We start from the raw sequence: 18,505 nt of genomic DNA, 5'->3' as shown, positions 1-18,505 counted from the left end.
TTCGCTCGCCTGCCGGCATGTCAGACGCCGCCTGGAAACAAACAGAAACCGTCCGATTAGGGCCACGTGCCGGTTAACGAGGGGTTAAGCGCGATGACTGGGCGAGATGAGGCGAAAAGTCTCAACCGCGGGCAGGCTATCAGCGGCCCCAGCGATCCGACCAGATCTTCTCGCCGATCATGCAATTGACGCGCGGCTCCCTGTCCGCAACCCGCATCACGGGGCGTTCCGGCGTGCGGCCCGCGACCTCCATCAGCAGCTTGGTGCGGATCGCTTCCTTGAACTTCTCCCGCTCCTTGATCGTGATGACGAAAGAGCCGGGACCGCCGATGACGCAGTCCTCGTAGTAGAAGTCGAGATTGTCGATATCCATGGTCGAATAGGACGGCTCCTTGACCATGATCGGCAGACCGTTGATGACGATGCCCTTCTCGAGCGCGGCATCGCGCGCCACCGTGACCGGCCCCCCATTATTGTTCGGGCCGTCGCCGGAAATGTCGATCACCCGGCGCAAGCCCCGATACGGATCCTCGTCGAACAGCGGCATCGCGAAGGTGATCGCTCCGGAGATCGAGGTGCGCGAGGCACGCCGGATCGGCGTCTTCATAATCTCGGCGGCGACCGCATCCGCCGTCTCGGGACCGTCGACCAGCCGCCAGGGGATGATGATCTTCTGGTCGCTGGAGGCGGCCCACTCGAAATAGGTCACCGCGATCCGGCCGTTCGGACCAAGCTTCAGCGCCTGGAGGAATTCCTTCGACTGGATCGCCTGCGCGTAGCCCTCGCGCTGGATCGCGAGCTCGTCCATGTCCATCGAGTAGGACACGTCGACCGCCAGGATCAGTTCGACGTCGACGGCCTGTGCGTCCTTGTCGGCGGCCAGCCGCTGCGGCTGATTCTTGGACAGCGGATTCTTGGGCGGCTCAAATTTAGGTCCTGGCGCCGCGATGCCCGCGACATCCCCTCCGGCAAGCATACCGGCCACCAGCACAGCCCCGATCGAGAACAGCAAGCGCATCGCAGCAGTCTCCCGTCGTATGACGTGATGGTGACATGCAAACGGCTTGCCGCAAAGTGCGAAGATCGCTTGCACTTCACATTCGAGTTAGGAATTTGCACGGCCCACGCAAAGCTGCCGCCATGTTGCCGCGCTTGCGTCACCGGAACACGCGCGACCGAATTGACGGCGCAGTGTGGAGACACGCACCCCACCCACTTGTCCGGCACAATTTCCATGCTAGGCTGGGCGCACAGATGGGGATGGAGTCCCCCGACAAGCGCCCGGCGGTCCGTAACCGTAATGGGCTGATGACTCCTGCTTGAGGTGAGGCAATCTTTGAGCCTCTGCCTTTGGCGGGAGCATGGACAGGCCCGCCGATGGCGGGTTTTTTGTTGCCTGAAGAATGGCCAAGGAGAACGCGAAGGCGTGACCACGACGACACCGAATGTTGCACGTGCCGCCCTGCCCAGGGGAATCTGGGTGCTCGGCTTCGTCTCGATGCTGATGGACATCTCTTCCGAGATGATCCATGCGCTGCTGCCGATCTATCTCGTCACCGTGCTCGGGGCCTCCACGCTGACCGTCGGCTTCATCGAGGGTATTGCCGAGGCGACCGCCTCGATCACCAAGATATTCTCGGGTGCCCTGTCGGACTGGCTCGGCCGCCGCAAGCTGCTTGCCGCGCTCGGCTATGGGCTGGCCGCCTTCACCAAACCGCTTTTTCCGCTGGCGCCAAGCGTCGGATGGCTGGTGGCGGCACGCTTCATCGACCGCGTCGGAAAGGGCATTCGTGGCGCGCCGCGCGATGCGCTGATCGCCGACATCGCCCCGGTCGGCCTGCGCGGCGCGAGCTTCGGGCTAAGGCAATCGCTCGACACCATCGGCGCCTTCCTCGGGCCGCTCGTTGCGATCGGCCTGATGTGGTGGACGGCGGACAATTTCACCATCGTGTTCTGGGTGGCGGTGCTTCCGGCCTTCCTGTCCTTCGGCTTGATCGCATTCGCCGTGAGCGAGCCGGAGCCGGACCCGAGCCGGGAGCCTGCGAAGAACCCGCTCAATCTCGCCGCGATGCGGCAGCTCGGAGCGGTGTACTGGCGCGTCGTCGCGGTCGGGATCGTCTTCACGCTGGCGCGCTTCAGTGAGGCCTTCCTGATCCTGCGCGCGCAGAACATCGGACTCAACGTGATGTGGGTGCCGGCGGTGCTGGTGCTGATGAACATTGCCTATGCGCTGTCGGCCTATCCGGCCGGCGTGCTGTCGGACCGGATCAACCGGACCGGCCTGCTCGCTCTCGGTCTGGTCTTCCTCGCCGCGGCCGACCTCGCGCTGGCCTTGCTCCCGAGCCTTGCGGGCCTCGCGCTCGGTGTCGTGCTGTGGGGACTGCATATGGGACTGACGCAAGGCCTGCTCTCGGCCATGGTCGCCGATGCCGCCCCCCCGAGCCTGCGCGGCACCGCCTTCGGCTATTTCAACCTGTTCACAGGGCTTGCCCTGCTGGCCGCGAGCGTGATCGCCGGCGCATTGTGGGACGCCTATGGTCCTCAAGGCACGTTCCTCGCGGGGCTCGGCTTCGCGCTGGTCTCGCTGGTCGGGCTGTTCGCGGTCGGCGGCAGGCTGGCGGTAAAGAACGGATGATGCAGGCTGCAAACCAGGAAACACGACGTTGAACACCCAATACATTCTGGCTGTCGCCGCCGGCGGAGCGCTCGGCGCGGTCGTGCGCTATCTCGTCGCAATCGGCTCGGGCCGCGCCTTCGGCACCGATTTTCCCTGGGGCACGCTGATCATCAACGTGACGGGATCATTCCTGATCGGAATCTTCACCGCGCTGTTCGCGACGCGATGGAACCTGCCGCAGGCCGCACGCCTATTTCTGACGGTCGGCATCTGTGGCGGATACACGACATTCTCGACCTTCTCGCTGGATGCCTGGTATCTGATCGAGCGCGGTCAGACCCTCGCCTCGGCCGTCTACATGATTGCATCGGTGGTGCTGTCCGTGGGGGCGCTGATCGCCGCCCTGCAGGTCGTTCGGGCGCTTCCCTAGAGCATGATCCGGAAACGTGTGCAGCGGCTTTCCGAAAGGATCATGCTCGAGCAATAATCCAGCGCAGCGCACGCGCGATCGGTGCATCCCTGCCCATCGGCAGCGGCATGAGCGGCCGCACCGACCATCTTGGAGGAGTCCGGGCGCCTGCCATATGATGAGACGGCTGGAGCTCATCAGGACCGGGCGTTTCAGGACACGATGAACGATACCGTCACCAAACCGAAAACCAGGACCAGGACCAAGGTCGAGCGGCCGAAGCTGCACAAGGTCATCCTGATCAACGACGACTACACGCCGCGCGAGTTCGTCACGATGATCCTCAAGGCTGAATTCCGCATGACGGAGGATCAGGCCTACAAGGTGATGATCACCGCGCACAAGCTGGGGACCTGCGTCGTCGCCGTGTTCACCCGGGACGTCGCCGAGACCAAGGCGACGCGCGCCACCGATGCCGGCCGCGCCAAGGGCTATCCGCTGCTGTTCACGACGGAGCCGGAGGAATAGGGATACGAGCCGGACAACGCAGCAACATCCATCAGGCGCCTGCCAGCGTGTCGCGCAAGTTGACGCGCACACCGTCCGGCTTGCTGACATAGAGATGACTCTCCAGTACGGACTGCATGTTCTCAAACATCGAGTAGAGATCGTCGCAATAGACTGACGGATTGTCGTAGCCGTTTTTCTTGGAGAAACGATGCGGAAGATAGCCTCCCCCGCAGGCGTTCATGAACTTGCATTGGCGACACTTCGCACAAAGATTGATTGAGGCATCGCGCGCGGCTTTCCAGCGCGGCTCATTCCTGACCTCATCGATCGCGTGATCGAAGATGTTGAACCCGGTGTTGGTGAAGCCGTCGCCCGCGATCCGCAGCACATCGTGGGCCTCCACGGTGCCATCGGTCATCACGGTGCAAAGCTCGACGGGCTTGTGGCCCACGCCCTCGGTCGGTGAATTGTTGCCAAGCAGGGCGGTGATCATGTCCGAGACGATGCGGATATCGGTCGCCGCCGTCGAGCGATTTGCCTCCAGCCACAGGTCGAACAGCCCCTTGTAGAAAGCGCCAATGGAGGGCGGAGTCTCATCCACCGTCGCATCGGGAATCATGATGTCGTAGTTGGAGATTCCACAGCTGGCGAAAAAATCTGCGTATTGCTGCGGCGCGTAAGCGGGATTGCAGACGGCCAGGGCGATGACGCCAATGTTGCGCGACACCAGCATGCGAACGGCACGTTCCACGGCGGCATGGGTGCCCGTCCCCTGAAACGTCCTGCGATGAAGGTCGTGAATATGTGCCGGTCCGTCCACGCTGATCGCAACCGAAATGTTGCGGGCCTCGAAGCAGGCCAGCCATTCATCATCGATCAACACACCATTGGTCGTGACCGCGATCGGTATGACGCATCCGGTCCGTGATGAAATGGCCTCGCAGGCCTCGGCAAAGCGGTGGAAATTCTCGACGCCCCACAGCAAAGGCTCGCCGCCATGCAGAATGACGGGAAAATCGGCGAGTGAGAACCTGACGACGTGCTCCTCGATGCGCTGCAGCAGACGATGCCGCACGTCAGGGCTCATGAGCTTCGGCTTGGTGTAAACGGACGCGTCGCGAAACCAGTAACAATAAGAGCAATCGATGTTACATCTCGTTGCGACCTTGACCAGCAATTGAGTGATCGGCTGATCCTGGAAAGAGACACAATCTGGACCGTCAGCCGACATGCCGACACCGAGACGAGCTGGAGTAAGTTTAACTAGTACCCTCGAACGAATCCGCCGCGGCGGAACGCGCCCACACCCGGAGCGTATGCCCCCCTGCGGAAGGCACCTGCGTTGGCGCCTTTAGCAAAAGCGCCTCGTCTGAAAGCAACCTGGGTCGCCACGGGGGCGTCGGTGACGACGCCCTGCTCCGCACCCGGTCCCCGCAGATCGTTCAGCAATGCATCGATACCCTGATGGTCGCTCTGAATGGTTGCGCCAGGCCCATGCAACTGTACGAGGCTTGCCAAAACCTTCAGCGTCGTAATCGGCATGATGATGCTCCCTTTTTCGCGACGCAATGCAGGGATCGAACGAAAGGCCGGACTATCGAGCCGGCTGAGCAATGATGAACACTATACCTTTTCCATTGTTGCGGCAATGTGTCGGGACCGGTTGGTCTGCTCCACCTCATGGAGCAGGCATCGCTCCTGGAAAGAGCCCCTAAGCCATCACCACGGGCGTTTCCTCCGCGAGCCCGTACACGCGCTGCGCCTTGGAAAATCCCGCGATCGGAAACTCGCCGAGTTCGTGCCAGCCTTCGCGGCAGACATTGGCAAATCCTTCCGAAGCGACGACGGTCCGCCCCAGCCGGCCCGTGATCTTCTCCAGCCGGGCCGCGAGATTGACGGCGGGGCCGATGCAGGTGAAGTCGAGGCGATTGCCGCCACCGATATTGCCGTAGAGGATGTTGCCGACATGCAGCGCGACGCCGAAGCGGAAGCGCTCGACGGCATCGCCGACCGGAACGGCGAGCGCCTCGACGCTGGCCCGGGATTCGCGCGCCGCCTCCAGCACGCGCGTGCAGACATGAGCGGCATCGCCGACATATTCGTCGATCGGAAACACGGCGAGCAGGCCGTCGCCCATGAATTTCAGCACCTCGCCGCCATGGCCGCGGATCGCGGTGACCTGGCAGTCGAAATAATGGTTGAGGATCGTGACCACCGTCTCGGCCGGGAGCCGATCCGACAGCGCGGTGAAGCCGCGCAGGTCCGAGAGCCAGATCGCGGCCTGCATGGTGTCGTTGTGGCCACGGCGGATCTGGCCGCCGAGAATGCGCGCGCCGGCGCGATTGCCGACATAGGTGTCGAGCAGCATCTCGGCGGTGCGGCGCAGGCTGATGATCTCGCTGACGCGGGCGAGCGGCGCGATGATGGACCGGATCGCCGCGATGTCGCCGTCGCTGAAGCCGCCGGGATGCTGCGTGACCCAGCTCGTCGCGTGGATGGAGCCGTCGAGAAAGGGGACCGGTAGCGCGATATAGTCGGTCGCGCCTTCAGCACGCATGTCGTCGACGAACGGAAATCGCTTGCTGTCGGGATCGTCGACGCGCCCCCTGACCTCAACGCCCTGCTCGAAAACGATGCGGAGCGGACTGCGGCCGAATTCGGGGGTGTCCAGGATGTCGAAATCCACGCTGCCGATTTCGAGATCCTGACCCCGCCGCCAGATGAAGTTGCGACCGAAGATTTCGGGGTGCAGCGTTCGGATAAAGATCCCGAACCGCCACAGCGGCAGGCCGGCCGCGACCAGACGCTCGCAGAAATCGGCGATCATCTCGGGCGGCGCCATCGACGACCAGGCGCCATCGATCAGCCAGTTGGAGACACGCTGAAGCTCCGAGCTTTCCATGCCCGCATTTGCGGGCGAAGTTGCGGGGTCGTCAAGCTGCGCGGTGGGCTAGTACCGCGACATCAACGCCCCACCTGCCCGCGGTCGCGGAGGAAGTGGTCGGCGAGCACGCAGGCCATCATGGCCTCGCCGACGGGGACGGCACGGATGCCGACGCAGGGGTCGTGGCGGCCCTTGGTGAAGATCTCGGTATCGGCGCCCTTGCGATCGACGGTGAGACGCGGCTGCAGGATCGACGAGGTCGGCTTCACTGCGAAGCGCACCACCACCGGCTGTCCCGTGGAGATGCCGCCCAGCACGCCGCCGGCATGGTTGGACAGGAAGCGCGTGCCGTCATTGCCGGTGCGCATCTCGTCGGCGTTTTCCTCTCCCGTGAGCTCGGCCGCGCCGAAGCCGGCGCCGATCTCGACGCCCTTCACCGCGTTGATGGTCATCATCGCACCCGCGAGATCTGAATCGAGCTTGGCGTAGATCGGCGCACCCAGGCCCGCCGGCACGCCTTCGGCGACGATTTCGATCACCGCGCCGATCGAGGAGCCGCTCTTGCGGATACCGTCGAGATAGGTCTCGAAGAACGCCGCCTTGTCCTTGTCGGGGCAGAAGAACGGGTTTTTCGCGATCTCGTCCCAGTCCCATTTCGCGCGGTCGATCTTGTGCGGGCCGATCTGCACCAGCGCGCCCCGCACCCTGACGTCGGGGAGCACTTTTCGCGCGATCGCGCCCGCGGCAACGCGCATGGCGGTCTCGCGCGCCGAGGAGCGTCCGCCGCCGCGATAGTCGCGCAGACCGTATTTCGCCTCATAGGTGAAGTCGGCGTGACCGGGCCGAAACTTGTCCTTGATCTCGGAATAGTCCTTGGAGCGCTGGTCGGTGTTCTCGATCAGGAGCCCGATCGGGGTGCCCGTCGTCACCTGCACGCCGGTCTCCGGATGCGCCATCACGCCGGACAGGATCTTCACCTGGTCCGGCTCCTGGCGCTGGGTCGTGAAGCGCGACTGGCCGGGCCGGCGGCGGTCGAGATCCTGCTGGATGTCGGCCTCGGTGAGCGGGATCATCGGCGGACAGCCGTCAACCACGCAGCCGATCGCCACCCCATGGCTCTCGCCGAAGGTGGTGACGCGAAACATGTGGCCGAAGGTGTTGAAGGACATCCGTCTCTAGCTCATTAGTCAGATCTGGCTTGTGGTAGCGCCCGGAAACACCGCATTCAACCCCTGTTGCCGTCCTTCTGTGCGATGCGGAGCATCGAACCCGGAATGACGGCGGGTGGAATCAACTGAACTTCTCCAGCCGGCCGTCGCGGAACACGTAGACGGCGCCCTGCTCGATATAGAGTTCGGCGGCGCTGGCCGGCGTTTCCAGGCCGAGCGAGACCATCAGGGCCCGGCAGGTGCCGCCATGGGCAACAGCGACCGTGTCGGTCTGGAGCTGATCGTACCAGGCCCGCACGCGGACCTGCACATCGGCATAGGTTTCGCCGCCTGCGGGACCCACCATCCATTTGTCCGCCAGGCGCCTGGCATAGACGTCAGGATCGGTCGCCTCGCTCTCGGCAAGCGTCAGCCCCTCCCAGGTGCCATAGCCGATCTCGCGCAGGCGATCGTCGAGCGTGTAGTCCGCCACCGGCAGTTCGAGTTTGCCGCGCGCAAGCTCCATGGTCTGGCGCGCGCGGCCGAGCGGGCTCGACACGTAGGGCAGCGCCGCCTTGTCGCGGCGCTCGCGCTTGAACAGATCGGCCAGGATACCGCCCGCCTGCACGGCCTGGCTCCGGCCGCGCGCGTTCAGCGGAATGTCCTTGACGCCCTGAAGCCTGCCGAGCGCATTCCATTCGGTCTCGCCGTGACGAAGGTAGTAGATCGTGGGCACAGGCATTCCAGGTGAAGATTAGTCCTTCCCGCCGAACGAGATATCAGGCGCGTCCGGGCGCTTCATGCCGAGCACGTGATAGCCGGAATCGACGTGGTGCACCTCGCCGGTTACGCCGCGCGACAGGTCGGAGAGGAAATACAGCGCGCTGCCGCCGACGTCTTCGGTCGAGACGTTGCGCCGCATCGGCGCGTTGGCCTCGTTCCATTTCAGGATGTAGCGGAAATCGCCGATGCCGGACGCCGCGAGCGTCTTGATCGGACCTGCCGAGATCGCGTTGACGCGGATGTTCTTCTCGCCGAGATCGGCGGCGAGATAGCGCACGCTGGCTTCCAGCGCGGCCTTGGCCACGCCCATCACGTTATAATGCGGCATCCATTTCTCGGCGCCGTAATAGCTGAGCGTGATGAGCGAACCGCCATCGGTCATCAGCTTCTCGGCACGCTGCGCCACCGCGGTGAACGAATAGCAGGAGATCAGCATCGACTTGGAGAAATTCTCCTGCGTGGTGTCGACATAGCGGCCGTCGAGCTGTTCGCCATAGGCGATCGCGTGCACCAGGAAGTCGATCTTGCCCCACTTCTCCTTCAGCACCGCGAAGACGGCGTCGATGGTCGCAGCGTCCGTGACGTCGCAATGGCCGAGCACGAGGCCGCCGATCTCCGCAGCGAGCGGCTCGACGCGCTTCTTCAGCGCATCGCCCTGATAGGTGAAGGCGAGCTCGGCACCGGCCGCGTGGCATGCCTTGGCGATGCCCCAGGCGATCGAGCGGTTGTTGGCAACGCCGAGGATCACACCCCGTTTGCCCTGCATCAGACCTGAATTCTGCGCCATTTTCTCAATGTCCCATCGAGCGGGTTGAGGTCTGGAGGTACACCAGCCCTCCTTCGCGGTACAGTCCTAATACGCGGCGTTAACGCTGTTTCGAGCGCAGGAATAGCCGTTCCATTCGGGTGTTATCATCGTTGAGGCGCTCGCGCCTGATACCGGGACGTCAAGATCGCAATGAATGCGTTTCGCCAGAGTGTGGAAGCCATGATCCCGGCGTTGCGCCGCTACGCTCGCGCGCTCACGCGCGATGCGGATGCGGCCGACGATCTGGTGCAGGATACGTTGGTGCGCGCGCTGCGTTCGGAGCGCCTGTTCCTCGGCGGCGACGTCAGGAGCTGGCTCTATACCATCCTGACCAACCTCAACAAGAACCGGCGGCGCTCGCTGGCAAGGCGGCCGCAATTCATGCCGCTGACCGACAACAACCCGGATGCCAGCGGGACCGAGGCCGAAGGGCGCGACATCGAGAAGGCGCTGGCCACCCTCGTCGAGGAGCAGCGTTCGGTGCTGCTGCTGGTGATGCTGGAGGGCATGAGCTATCGCGAGGTCGCCGACATCCAGGGCGTGCCGATCGGCACCGTGATGTCGCGCCTGGCACGCGCCCGCGCGCACGTCAAAGCCTCGCTGGAGGGCGAGCGCCCGGCGCTGAGGCGAGTGAAATGATGGCAGGGTTGATGCATCGCGTGTTGTCCGCCCGCATGCCGATGGAGCGAGCGACGTTGAGCCACGAAGAACATTTTGGGCCGCAGAGCCAGAGACGACCGATATGAACGACCGCAACATTCCGATCACCGAAGACGAGCTGCACGCCTATGTCGACGGCGAGCTTCCGCCCGAACGTCGCGCCGACGTCGAGGCCTGGCTGGCCGCCAATCCCGAGGAGGGCGAGCGTGTGCAGTCCTGGCGCACCATGGCCGAGATGCTGCACGCCCGCTACGATTCCGTCGCCCAGGAGCCGGTGCCGGCGCGGCTGGAGCTCGAACGGCTGGAGCGCCGCCCCCGGCAATGGTTTTATGGCGCCGCCGCGGCCGTGCTGGTCGCCTTCGTCGCGGGCGGCACCGCCGGCTGGGTCGCACATGGCGCCGCCAACGCGCCCTCGACTTTCCAGAGTTTGACGGCGGACGCGCTCGACGCCCACCGCCTCTACGTCGTCGAGGTCCGCCACCCCGTCGAAGTCGGCGGCAACGAGCGCGACCACCTCCAGGCCTGGCTGAGCCGGCGCTGCGGCTGGACCGTGTTCGCACCGAACCTGGAGGCGAGCGGGCTGAAGCTCGTCGGCGGCCGGCTTCTGCCCGGACCGAACGGTCCGGCGTCGTTCCTGATGTACGAGAGCGCCTCGGGCGAGCGATACACGATCTACGCGACCAAGACCGAGAACGGCGCGACGCAGATGCGCTATGCCAAGACCGACAAGGACGGCGCGCTGTTCTGGGCCGAACGCGGTGTCGGCTATGTCGTCAGCGGCGGCGGTGCCGACCGTGACCGGCTGACCAAGGTAGCGCAAGCGGTGTACGACCAGGCCGAGAAAAATGGCACCTGAGCAACCGCATGAACGCGGTGCCTCGATTCCGACATTGAAAATTTGGAATCAGGACATCGGCGCGTCTCATTATCGCACCGGATGATCACGCGAAAATGAGCAGCGTTCGATCCGCCGATCGACGCGGGCGGCCTCGATTGGGGTTTTTGGTACCGCGCTGGTCCCCCTCTCGAGGCCGCACCCCTACTTCAGCTGCCCCGCCGGACAGCCGACACGTCGAGCATATCAGCCGAGAAGCGCTACCACGCCTCAGGCATATGATGAGCATCATCTGCCGGACGATGCTCTAGACCTCTAGGAGAACCCCTTCAGTTTCGCGCCTAACCCAACCCACTACGCGGATTGTAGGGGTGTTGGTCCCGCCACTTTTCCATCAATGCCTCAAGCTCGGCATCGTTCCCGTCCGGTAGCATAATCCTGATGACGACGAAGAGGTCTCCGGTTCCGCCGGCTTTCGGCAGTCCCTTGCCCTTGAGGCGGAAGGTCCGGCCGCTGGACGTGTTTTTCGGGACCGACAGCTCCACGGCGTTGCCGAGAGTGGGCACGCGGACCTTGCCGCCGAGCACCGCCTCGTAGAGCGTGACCGGCAGCTCGATCCGCAAATCGGCGCCTTCGACCTTGAAGTACGGGTGGGGCGCGATGTTGATGGTGATCAGGAGATCGCCGGGCGGATGGCCCTGCGCGCTCTCGCCCTGCCCCCTCAGCCTGATCTGCTGGCCTTCGGTGACGCCGGGCGGCACCTTGACGTTCAGCTCCTTGCCGGTGGGCAGCCGGACGCGCTTCTCGCCACCCTTGACCGCCTCCTCCAGCGAGACGGACATGGCGACGTTGACGTCGAGATCGAGCCCGATCCCGCCGGTGTCGAAGTCGAACTGCCCGGCACTGCCCGCCCCGGGCCGCGCGCCACGCGCCCCACCGCCGAACATGCTGTTGAGGATGTCCTCGAACGCGCCGCCGCCCGGGCCAGCACCCGCGCCGCCGCTCCGGAACGTATAGCTCTCGAACCCGCCGGGGCCCGCGCGCCCGCGCGGCCCGCCGCCACCCGGAAACCCCTGGAAGCGCGGCTTGCCGTCGGCATCGATCTCGCCGCGGTCGAACTGCTTGCGCTTGTCCTCGTCGCCGAGAATCTCGTTGGCCGAGTTGATCTCGGCAAAGCGCTCGGCGGCCTTCGGGTCACCCTTGTTGCTGTCGGGATGGTGCTTCTTGGCAAGCTTGCGATAGGCGCTCTTGATGGCGGCAGCGTTGGCGCTCCGCGGCACCCCCAAGACCTCATAGGGGTCGCGCATCCGTCACGTCTCCTTCAGGAAATCGAGTGGTCAAAGGGCTTCCCGCCCCATTTGCGATCCATGTGGGGGCGGAGTGGCATTTTTGCAACTAGTCGGGCTGGCCGACGCTTTACGGTTCGAGCATGATCTTATCGGAAAACCGGTTCCCGCCTTTCCGGATCATGCTCAGCTCCGCCACGGCTTTAGCGTATGAATCTCCCAACGGCCACGGCTGCTTTGGCAGCCGGCGCCCTGGAGCCAGCTTTCGGTATTGCCGTTGACATAGCTCGCCAGGAAGTCGCGGCATTTGCGGCCGTCCTCCGCGGCATAGGACTGCGCGATCGGCGTCACCGAGCCGCGCGCGCCGGTCTCCGGATTCTCCCAGTGCTGGCTGGAATCCTTGTCGCCCTTGCTGAGGACGTCGGAGGCGGCATTGCGGGTGAAGGCGAGATCGGTCTCGGTCGGCGGACCGTCCTTCGCGGGCCGTAAGATCGAGCCGGTCAGGTCGCTGTCCTCGGCCTTGGCATAGGGACTGGTGTCATTGCGGGAAAAGCTGCAGCCGCCGGCACCAAGCCCGATCAGCATCATCGTCACGACAAAGCCGGACGGCCGGATCGCCGATAGGCCAACGCGTCCCCATGCCCTATATAGGGCGGTAGCGGACAACAACGCGTTCTGGGCCGCGGGACGCAACTCGGACTCCGGACATGACCGACACGACCTCGATGAAACACCAGACACCCTTAACATCCGGTGATTTCACCGCCGCCGACGAGCCATTTGCGTTGTTCGAGTCCTGGCTGAACGAGGCGATCAAGAGCGAGCCGAACGATCCGAATGCGATGGCGCTCGCAACCGTCGACCCCGACGGCTTGCCTGATGTGCGCATGGTGCTGATGAAGGGCTTCGACACCGAAGGTTTTGTCTTCTACAGCCACATCGCGAGCCAGAAGGGCCGCGAACTCGCCGCAAATCCTAAGGCAGCGTTACTTTTTCACTGGAAGTCGCTGCGCCGTCAGGTCCGCATCCGCGGCAACGTGACGCCGGTGACCGACACCGAGGCCGATGCCTATTTCGCGACGCGACCGAAGCAGGCCCAGATCGGCGCCTGGGCGAGCAAGCAGTCCGAAGCGCTGGAGAGCCGCTTCGCGTTCGAACAGGCGATTGCAAAGGTGGCCGCCAAATACGTCATCGGCGAAGTGCCGCGGCCGCCGGGCTGGAGCGGCTGGCGCATCACGCCGGTCCGCATCGAGTTCTGGCACGACCGCCCATTCCGCCTGCACGACCGCATCGAATTTCGCCGTGACGCGGCCGGCCAACCGTGGTCCAAGACGCGGATGTATCCGTAAGCTTTGGGCCGACCTGAAAGATGTCCATGCCGCATTCGTCCAATCTGCCGCGTCGTACGCTGCTCCTGACCGGCGCCAGCCGCGGCATCGGCCACGCCACCGTGATCCGGTTCTCCTCGGCCGGCTGGCGCGTCATCACCTGCTCGCGGCATCCTTTCCCGGAGGACTGTCCGTGGGACGCAGGCCCTGAGGACCACATCCAAGTCGATCTCGGCAATCCCGAGGATACCGCGCGCGCGATCACCGAGATCCGCAACCGGCTCGAGGGCGGCACGCTGCATGCGCTGGTCAACAACGCCGCGATCTCGCCGAAGGGCCCGGGCGGCGGGCGGCTCGGCTCGGTCGACACCGATCTCGAGACCTGGACGCACGTCTTCCACGTCAACTTCTTCGCGCCGATCATGATCGCGCGCGGACTGATCGAGGAATTAAAGGCGGCCAAGGGATCGGTCGTGAACGTCACGTCGATCGCGGGCTCGCGCGTGCATCCCTTTGCGGGCGCCGCTTACGCGACCTCCAAAGCCGCGCTCGCTTCGCTGACGCGCGAAATGGCCTCCGATTTCGGCCGTGTCGGCGTCCGCGTCAACGCGATCGCGCCGGGCGAGATCGATACCTCGATCCTGTCACCCGGTACCGAGAAGATCGTCGACCAGCAGATCCCGATGCACCGCCTCGGCACACCCGACGAGGTCGCCAAGATCATCTACGTGCTGTGCACGGACACCAGCTCCTACGTCAACGGCGCCGAGATCCACATCAACGGCGGCCAGCACGTGTAGGCCGAACACGCAGGCGAAGGCATGGGCCGGTTCGCAAGCACCGCATCACTCTACGAGCATCTGCGCCCGCCCTACCCGAGCGATTTCTTCCACCGCGTCGCGCGCAAGCTCGGCCTCTCCAGAGAGAGCAGCCTGATCGACCTTGGCACCGGCCCTGGGCTCTTGGCACTCGGCTTCGGGCCCTATGTCGGCCGCGTCGTCGGTGTCGATCCGGAGCCCGCCATGATCGAGGCGGCGCGACGCGCGGCTGCGAGCGCAGGCCAAGCGCTCACGCTAATCGAAGGCAAAGCCGAAACGCTTGCCGACGACATCGGCAGCTTCGACGTCGTGACGATCGGTCGCGCGCTGCATTGGATGGACCGCGAACCGACGCTGGCACGGCTCGACCGGCTGGTCGCGCGCGACAGTGCAATTGTCATCTGCGCTTCGTTCTCGGCGACGGACGGCAGCAACGCATGGCTTGATGGCTACAACGAGATCCGCCGCCGCTGGTCGCCGACGAGGCTCTGGGAGGAGGCAGGCCGGGGCACGCGCACCCATCGCGACTTGCCCAGGTTTTTTCGCGGCAGCGCCTTTGCCCCCACTGAACTCATCGCGGTCGAAACCCGCCACGCGGTCAGCGTGCAAGACCTGACACAACGTGTGCTCACTTACTCGTCATCCTCGCCCGAAGCGTTGGGCGACAATGTCGAGGCGGCGCTACGCGATGTCGAGAGCCATCTGGCCTCGTTCCACCGCGACGGCGCGATCGCCGAGACCATTGTCTCGACGGCGCAGATCGTGACGCGCTAACTGATTTGCCGAAGGACGGAAGCAAGGCGATCCAGACAACGCCGCCGCAAGACCTGGATCGCCCGCCCTTCCTTCCGTTCCTCAATCGACTCGAATCCGACGCGACCTATCGCGCGGCCGGGGAGCGGCCGCACTGAATGCAGTCGAGCAGTCGTCGTCGTTCTCGCCATCGAGCAGCGGAGCACCACAGTGCCGGCACAGACGTGCCGACATCGACGTCGCCTTGCCGTTCGCCAGGACCTGACGATAGTTCGCCAGGTCGATGACGTTGCGGCGCGACGTTATGTGTTTTTCAACCATGGTTGTTCCTCGCGGCTACGCACTGCTTATCGCAGACAAGTTTCGCGCAAACGTTCAGCCCACCGCTCAAATTTTACCGGAGGAATTGGGGCACAGCGCACACATCACGGCGCGGCCGCAATCCCGATCTATTCTGCGACACCATCAGTCCTGCCGCCGCGTTCGACGTAAGGTCTCGGTAGCTATTTTCCGAGCTCAGGCCGTCTCACAGCCACTTCTTGAACTTGAAGATCCAGTACGGGACGATCGCGGCGATCAGCATCATCACCAGCGCCATCGGATAGCCGTGGACCCATTCGAGTTCCGGCATCACCTTGAAGTTCATGCCGTAGATCGAGGCGATCAAGGTCGGCGGCATCAGGACCACGGCCATGACCGAGAACAGCTTGATGATGTTGTTCTGCTCGAGATTGACGACGCCGAGCATGGCGTCGAGCACGAAGGTGATCTTGCTGGAAAGATAGGAGGCGTGGTCGGTCAGCGAGGCGACGTCGCGCTGCATGGTCTTGAGCTGCTCGCGCATGTCCTTGGACCATTTCACGCCCTCGACCACCGCCGAGAGGAAGGTGACGACGCGGCCGATCGAGACCAGGCTCTCGCGAACCTTCGAGGTCAGATCGCCCTTGCGGCCGATCGAGATCAGGATCTGGGAATATTGCTTGGCGTGGCCGTGGCGCTCGCTCTCGGGCTCGAAGATGTCGTGCGAGACCTGGTCGATCTCGGCGCCGCAGCGCTCCAGAATGTCGGCGCAGCGGTCGATCACGGCGTCCAGGAGTTCCATCAGCACCATTTCGCCGGTGATCGCCGGCGTGCAGGAGCGGGCGAGCTTGGCCTCGACCAGGGCGAACGGCTTCGGCAGATCGTAGCGGACCGTCACCAGGCGGTGGTCACCGAGGATGAAGGTCACGGCCGTGGTCCGGGGCATGTCGGTATCGGAATGACACATCAGCGTCGCGGTCATGTAGCGGGCGCCGTTCTCGATATAGAGGCGGCTGGAGATCTCGATCTCCTGCATGTCCTCCCGGGTCGGGATCGCGATGCCTGCCAGCCGCTCTACCGCCTTGTCCTCGGCCGCGCTCGGGTTGACGAGGTCGATCCAGACCGCGCTCTCGGGCAGCGTGGCGAGATCCTCGATGACCGCCTTCTTGAGGGAGGACTCGGAGGGAACGAACACCGAAAACATGACGACTCCAGAGAACCTGCGACAGAACGACAGCCTTTAGCGCGATTCTGACAGGTTCACGATGACAACTGGATTAACAGAGCGTTGGGATTTACGGCTCAACTGTGGCACGGAATCGACAGTGCCGCCCCCCGTGGCCCCAAAACCCCCGTAGACTCGCAAAATTTGCGGCAGAAAAGCCACAGCTTGGGTCTCGCAGCGCGGGATAAGGCCTTCAGTGCTGGAATTGTGGCAGATTTCAACGATAATGGGATTAACGGAGTCGAGGAACTTGGGCGGTAAGCCCATGCCTTCCGCACGGTATTGTTTTGATTGGAACCAAATCATGTCGTCGCTGAAAGTTAAGTTGAGAATTCTGGCCGCCGGCCTGATGCTCTCGGGCTGCATGCAGGCCACGCATTACGAGGCGACCGACACCAAGGCCTTCAAGCCGAAGGACAAAGAACTCCTCGCCAAGGTCAGGTACGAAAATACCCCGGTCGCAGAGCCGTTCCGCCGCGCCATCGTCCAGTACCACCGCAAGGAATCGCCTGGCTCGATCGTGGTCGATTCCGACAACCACTACCTCTACTACGTGCTGGATGGCGGCAAGGCGATCCGCTACGGCATCACCGTCGGCGAAGAGGCGATGGCCTGGTCCGGCATCGCCAAGGTGGGCAGCAAGACCGAGTGGCCTGCCTGGCACCCCACCCCCGGCGAAATTTCGCGTCTGGGCGTGCCGACCTATGTCGCACCCGGCCCGGACAATCCGATGGGGTCCCGCGCGATCTATCTTTATTCGGGTGGCAAGGACACGCTGTTCCGCATCCACGGCACCAACCAGCCGGAATATATCGGCGCCTCGATCTCGTCGGGCTGCATCCGCCTGACCAACGAAGACGCCATCGATCTCTATGATCGCGTCAAACTCGGCACCCTCGTCGTGGTGCTCGAGCCGAAGCACGGCGACTCGCCCTACAATTCGCGCCTTGCGCTCGGCGCCAGCCAGACCGGCCAGGCGGGCGGCAGCTACTGATCTGCTTCCCGATCTCTGACATGCGAAAGCGCCGGTTTCACCGGCGCTTTTTCGTTGCGCGCTTGGGAAACTGGGCCTTGTTGCCATCCGGTTTCCCCGCGGGCGCAGCCGATTTTTCCGCGGGCCCGTCGTCAGCTTCGTCCTTCGCGTCAGGCTTGGCCGCGATCTCGCGCGGCGGCGCCTCCTCGGGACGAATCGCCGGCAGCAGCGGGGCGACATGCGGCAGGGGGTCCCAGACGTTCCACTGGCAGATCCTGTAATCGTTGCGCCGCTGCGCCAGGTCGAGATGGATGTGGTCCTCGTGATACCAGTCCGAGCCCGGACCAAGCACGGTGGAGAAGCGCGCGCAGACCGAATGCAGCACGCGTTCGCGCACCTCGCGCGGCATGGTGCGGTCGGTGAGGCCGATCGACTGCCCGTTGGTGAGCTTGATGGCGCGGATGTCGATCGCATTGGCCTTGCCGTGCTCGGACAGCATTGCGCCGACGACGCGGTTACGGCCACGGCACTCGAAGCTATCGAAATTGTCGAGATCGCCGATGGTCGAGCCGAGGCTTGCCGCCACCGGCACCATGTCCTTGCGCACCCAGTCGGCAATGGCGGACGCCATGGTGCAGCGGAGGATGGCCGCCGGCTTGACCGTCACCTTGCGCTTGTCCGGCAGCACAATGGCCTCGAGCCGCACCAGATCCTCGCCGCCGCAGGCGCCGGGGCCACGAATATCCGGAATTGAAGGCGCGATCGCGATCTCCTCGGTCAGCGCGAGGCGGCAGGCCGAGGCCTGCTTCTCGGGCGGCGGCGCAGCCTCGGCCGGCTTGGTGGCGTTCGGCTTGTCGGCGGCAGGTTTTCCTTCGGTCTCCGGAAGGGACTTGTCGGTCACCTTGGGGGCCTCTTCGGGACGCGGTTTTGGTAGCGGTATCCTGACCGGCGTCCGGGCAGAATGAGCTGCGCGCGGCCGTGGTGTACCAAAATTGAAGATATCGAGCGGCGCTGGATATCTCCGCGCCTCGGCCCTCTCGACGAGCACAAGTGACAGCCCGAGCGCGGCGGTAACCATTGCCGCTCTGGCGGACATATAGCCGCGACAAGACCATTTGCGGCGAGAGTCCGGCAGGCTAAAACTCATGACAATTCTTTGGCCCAACGC

The 18,505-nt window shown here is 64.2% G+C and carries 21 protein-coding genes and 1 riboswitch; of the genes, 9 read left to right on the top strand and 12 right to left on the bottom strand.

What is annotated here, in order from left to right:
* Positions 1-139: 139 nt before the first annotated feature.
* The gene (locus HAP40_RS11100; protein WP_166817763.1) at positions 140-1,018 is read right to left on the bottom strand and encodes a DUF1194 domain-containing protein; all 879 of its coding nucleotides are present in this window, start codon (positions 1,016-1,018) and stop codon (positions 140-142) included.
* A gap of 229 nt (positions 1,019-1,247) precedes the next feature.
* A riboswitch (Fluoride riboswitch) is annotated at positions 1,248-1,325 on the top strand.
* 101 nt (positions 1,326-1,426) lie between these two features.
* Between HAP40_RS11100 and HAP40_RS11095 the strand changes: the two genes are divergently transcribed.
* The 3 genes from HAP40_RS11095 to clpS all read left to right on the top strand — a co-directional run bounded on the left by HAP40_RS11095 (position 1,427) and on the right by clpS (position 3,554).
* Positions 1,427-2,635 carry an MFS transporter gene (locus HAP40_RS11095; protein WP_166817764.1) on the top strand — a complete coding sequence of 403 codons (1,209 nt, stop codon included), beginning with the start codon at positions 1,427-1,429 and terminating at the stop codon, positions 2,633-2,635.
* A gap of 28 nt (positions 2,636-2,663) precedes the next feature.
* Complete coding sequence (crcB, locus tag HAP40_RS11090) at positions 2,664-3,047, top strand: fluoride efflux transporter CrcB (RefSeq protein WP_166817765.1); 384 nt, start codon at positions 2,664-2,666, stop codon at positions 3,045-3,047.
* 201 nt (positions 3,048-3,248) lie between these two features.
* Complete coding sequence (gene clpS / locus HAP40_RS11085) at positions 3,249-3,554, top strand: ATP-dependent Clp protease adapter ClpS (RefSeq protein WP_166817766.1); 306 nt, start codon at positions 3,249-3,251, stop codon at positions 3,552-3,554.
* 31 nt (positions 3,555-3,585) lie between these two features.
* Here clpS and HAP40_RS11080 read toward each other — a convergent pair whose 3' ends face one another.
* From HAP40_RS11080 to fabI, 6 genes are all read right to left on the bottom strand, one after another.
* Positions 3,586-4,713 (bottom strand): radical SAM protein, encoded by a 1,128-nt coding sequence (locus HAP40_RS11080; RefSeq protein ID WP_246741126.1) that lies wholly within the window; start codon positions 4,711-4,713, stop codon positions 3,586-3,588.
* 86 nt (positions 4,714-4,799) lie between these two features.
* Positions 4,800-5,078 (bottom strand): hypothetical protein, encoded by a 279-nt coding sequence (locus HAP40_RS11075; protein WP_166817768.1) that lies wholly within the window; start codon positions 5,076-5,078, stop codon positions 4,800-4,802.
* Positions 5,079-5,247: 169 nt separating this feature from the next.
* Positions 5,248-6,438, bottom strand: a complete 1,191-nt coding sequence (locus HAP40_RS11070) for an adenylate/guanylate cyclase domain-containing protein (protein WP_166817769.1) — start codon at positions 6,436-6,438, stop codon at positions 5,248-5,250.
* A gap of 62 nt (positions 6,439-6,500) precedes the next feature.
* Positions 6,501-7,589, bottom strand: coding sequence for a chorismate synthase (aroC, locus tag HAP40_RS11065; RefSeq protein WP_166817770.1), 1,089 nt, complete (start codon positions 7,587-7,589; stop codon positions 6,501-6,503).
* 121 nt (positions 7,590-7,710) lie between these two features.
* Positions 7,711-8,310: a histidine phosphatase family protein gene (locus tag HAP40_RS11060; protein ID WP_166817771.1), complete on the bottom strand. Its 600-nt coding sequence runs from the start codon at positions 8,308-8,310 to the stop codon at positions 7,711-7,713.
* 12 nt (positions 8,311-8,322) lie between these two features.
* Positions 8,323-9,138: an enoyl-ACP reductase FabI gene (gene fabI, locus HAP40_RS11055; protein ID WP_166817772.1), complete on the bottom strand. Its 816-nt coding sequence runs from the start codon at positions 9,136-9,138 to the stop codon at positions 8,323-8,325.
* 171 nt (positions 9,139-9,309) lie between these two features.
* Here fabI and HAP40_RS11050 point away from each other — a divergent pair, with 171 nt between their 5' ends.
* Together HAP40_RS11050 and HAP40_RS11045 are read left to right on the top strand one after the other, a co-directional pair.
* A complete protein-coding gene (locus tag HAP40_RS11050; RefSeq protein WP_008551322.1) occupies positions 9,310-9,798 on the top strand; it encodes a sigma-70 family RNA polymerase sigma factor in 489 nt (162 codons plus the stop codon).
* 103 nt (positions 9,799-9,901) lie between these two features.
* Positions 9,902-10,675, top strand: a complete 774-nt coding sequence (locus tag HAP40_RS11045; RefSeq protein ID WP_166817773.1) for an anti-sigma factor family protein — start codon at positions 9,902-9,904, stop codon at positions 10,673-10,675.
* A gap of 320 nt (positions 10,676-10,995) precedes the next feature.
* Here the strand turns inward: HAP40_RS11045 and HAP40_RS11040 are convergent, their stop codons facing one another.
* Positions 10,996-11,961, bottom strand: a complete 966-nt coding sequence (locus tag HAP40_RS11040; protein ID WP_166817774.1) for a DnaJ C-terminal domain-containing protein — start codon at positions 11,959-11,961, stop codon at positions 10,996-10,998.
* Positions 11,962-12,126: 165 nt separating this feature from the next.
* Positions 12,127-12,528, bottom strand: a complete 402-nt coding sequence (locus HAP40_RS11035) for an RT0821/Lpp0805 family surface protein (RefSeq protein WP_334271022.1) — start codon at positions 12,526-12,528, stop codon at positions 12,127-12,129.
* Between the two features lie 119 nt (positions 12,529-12,647).
* On the opposite strand from HAP40_RS11035, the gene pdxH reads away from it, so the two are divergent.
* Genes pdxH through HAP40_RS11020 form a run of 3 tightly spaced genes read left to right on the top strand, consistent with a single transcriptional unit; the run spans position 12,648 to position 14,860 of the window.
* On the top strand, positions 12,648-13,289 hold the full coding sequence (gene pdxH / locus HAP40_RS11030; protein ID WP_166817776.1) for a pyridoxamine 5'-phosphate oxidase: 642 nt from the start codon (positions 12,648-12,650) through the stop codon (positions 13,287-13,289).
* Between the two features lie 26 nt (positions 13,290-13,315).
* The gene (locus HAP40_RS11025) at positions 13,316-14,068 is read left to right on the top strand and encodes an SDR family NAD(P)-dependent oxidoreductase (protein ID WP_166817777.1); all 753 of its coding nucleotides are present in this window, start codon (positions 13,316-13,318) and stop codon (positions 14,066-14,068) included.
* Positions 14,069-14,089: 21 nt separating this feature from the next.
* Positions 14,090-14,860 (top strand): class I SAM-dependent methyltransferase, encoded by a 771-nt coding sequence (locus tag HAP40_RS11020; protein ID WP_166817778.1) that lies wholly within the window; start codon positions 14,090-14,092, stop codon positions 14,858-14,860.
* Positions 14,861-14,941: 81 nt separating this feature from the next.
* Here the strand turns inward: HAP40_RS11020 and HAP40_RS11015 are convergent, their stop codons facing one another.
* Positions 14,942-15,160, bottom strand: a complete 219-nt coding sequence (locus HAP40_RS11015) for a hypothetical protein (protein WP_166817779.1) — start codon at positions 15,158-15,160, stop codon at positions 14,942-14,944.
* Between the two features lie 205 nt (positions 15,161-15,365).
* The gene (locus tag HAP40_RS11010) at positions 15,366-16,343 is read right to left on the bottom strand and encodes a magnesium transporter CorA family protein (RefSeq protein ID WP_166817780.1); all 978 of its coding nucleotides are present in this window, start codon (positions 16,341-16,343) and stop codon (positions 15,366-15,368) included.
* Positions 16,344-16,668: 325 nt separating this feature from the next.
* Between HAP40_RS11010 and HAP40_RS11005 the strand changes: the two genes are divergently transcribed.
* Positions 16,669-17,358, top strand: a complete 690-nt coding sequence (locus tag HAP40_RS11005) for a L,D-transpeptidase (protein ID WP_166817781.1) — start codon at positions 16,669-16,671, stop codon at positions 17,356-17,358.
* Positions 17,359-17,395: 37 nt separating this feature from the next.
* On the opposite strand, the gene HAP40_RS11000 is transcribed toward HAP40_RS11005, so the two are convergent.
* Positions 17,396-18,484, bottom strand: coding sequence for an extensin family protein (locus HAP40_RS11000; RefSeq protein ID WP_166817782.1), 1,089 nt, complete (start codon positions 18,482-18,484; stop codon positions 17,396-17,398).
* Positions 18,485-18,505 lie beyond the last annotated feature (21 nt).

The organism is Bradyrhizobium sp. 1(2017), assembly GCF_011602485.2.
In the GTDB taxonomy this organism is placed as follows: Bacteria; Pseudomonadota; Alphaproteobacteria; order Rhizobiales; family Xanthobacteraceae; genus Bradyrhizobium.
Note: the sequence above shows the minus strand (reverse complement) of the source record. Positions and strands in the feature narration are given on the sequence as shown.

What these genes read in the sequence shown, in the direction of transcription:
- HAP40_RS11100 (WP_166817763.1), bottom strand. Translation starts at nt 1,018, where the DNA reads ATGCGCTTGCTGTTCTCGATCGGGGCTGTGCTGGTGGCCGGTATGCTT.
- clpS (WP_166817766.1), top strand. Translation starts at nt 3,249, where the DNA reads ATGAACGATACCGTCACCAAACCGAAAACCAGGACCAGGACCAAGGTC.
- HAP40_RS11075 (WP_166817768.1), bottom strand. Translation starts at nt 5,078, where the DNA reads ATGCCGATTACGACGCTGAAGGTTTTGGCAAGCCTCGTACAGTTGCAT.
- HAP40_RS11070 (WP_166817769.1), bottom strand. Translation starts at nt 6,438, where the DNA reads ATGGAAAGCTCGGAGCTTCAGCGTGTCTCCAACTGGCTGATCGATGGC.
- aroC (WP_166817770.1), bottom strand. Translation starts at nt 7,589, where the DNA reads ATGTCCTTCAACACCTTCGGCCACATGTTTCGCGTCACCACCTTCGGC.
- HAP40_RS11060 (WP_166817771.1), bottom strand. Translation starts at nt 8,310, where the DNA reads ATGCCTGTGCCCACGATCTACTACCTTCGTCACGGCGAGACCGAATGG.
- fabI (WP_166817772.1), bottom strand. Translation starts at nt 9,138, where the DNA reads ATGGCGCAGAATTCAGGTCTGATGCAGGGCAAACGGGGTGTGATCCTC.
- HAP40_RS11050 (WP_008551322.1), top strand. Translation starts at nt 9,310, where the DNA reads ATGAATGCGTTTCGCCAGAGTGTGGAAGCCATGATCCCGGCGTTGCGC.
- HAP40_RS11045 (WP_166817773.1), top strand. Translation starts at nt 9,902, where the DNA reads ATGAACGACCGCAACATTCCGATCACCGAAGACGAGCTGCACGCCTAT.
- HAP40_RS11040 (WP_166817774.1), bottom strand. Translation starts at nt 11,961, where the DNA reads ATGCGCGACCCCTATGAGGTCTTGGGGGTGCCGCGGAGCGCCAACGCT.
- HAP40_RS11035 (WP_334271022.1), bottom strand. Translation starts at nt 12,528, where the DNA reads ATGATGCTGATCGGGCTTGGTGCCGGCGGCTGCAGCTTTTCCCGCAAT.
- pdxH (WP_166817776.1), top strand. Translation starts at nt 12,648, where the DNA reads ATGACCGACACGACCTCGATGAAACACCAGACACCCTTAACATCCGGT.
- HAP40_RS11025 (WP_166817777.1), top strand. Translation starts at nt 13,316, where the DNA reads ATGCCGCATTCGTCCAATCTGCCGCGTCGTACGCTGCTCCTGACCGGC.
- HAP40_RS11020 (WP_166817778.1), top strand. Translation starts at nt 14,090, where the DNA reads ATGGGCCGGTTCGCAAGCACCGCATCACTCTACGAGCATCTGCGCCCG.
- HAP40_RS11015 (WP_166817779.1), bottom strand. Translation starts at nt 15,160, where the DNA reads ATGGTTGAAAAACACATAACGTCGCGCCGCAACGTCATCGACCTGGCG.
- HAP40_RS11010 (WP_166817780.1), bottom strand. Translation starts at nt 16,343, where the DNA reads ATGTTTTCGGTGTTCGTTCCCTCCGAGTCCTCCCTCAAGAAGGCGGTC.
- HAP40_RS11005 (WP_166817781.1), top strand. Translation starts at nt 16,669, where the DNA reads ATGTCGTCGCTGAAAGTTAAGTTGAGAATTCTGGCCGCCGGCCTGATG.
- HAP40_RS11000 (WP_166817782.1), bottom strand. Translation starts at nt 18,484, where the DNA reads ATGAGTTTTAGCCTGCCGGACTCTCGCCGCAAATGGTCTTGTCGCGGC.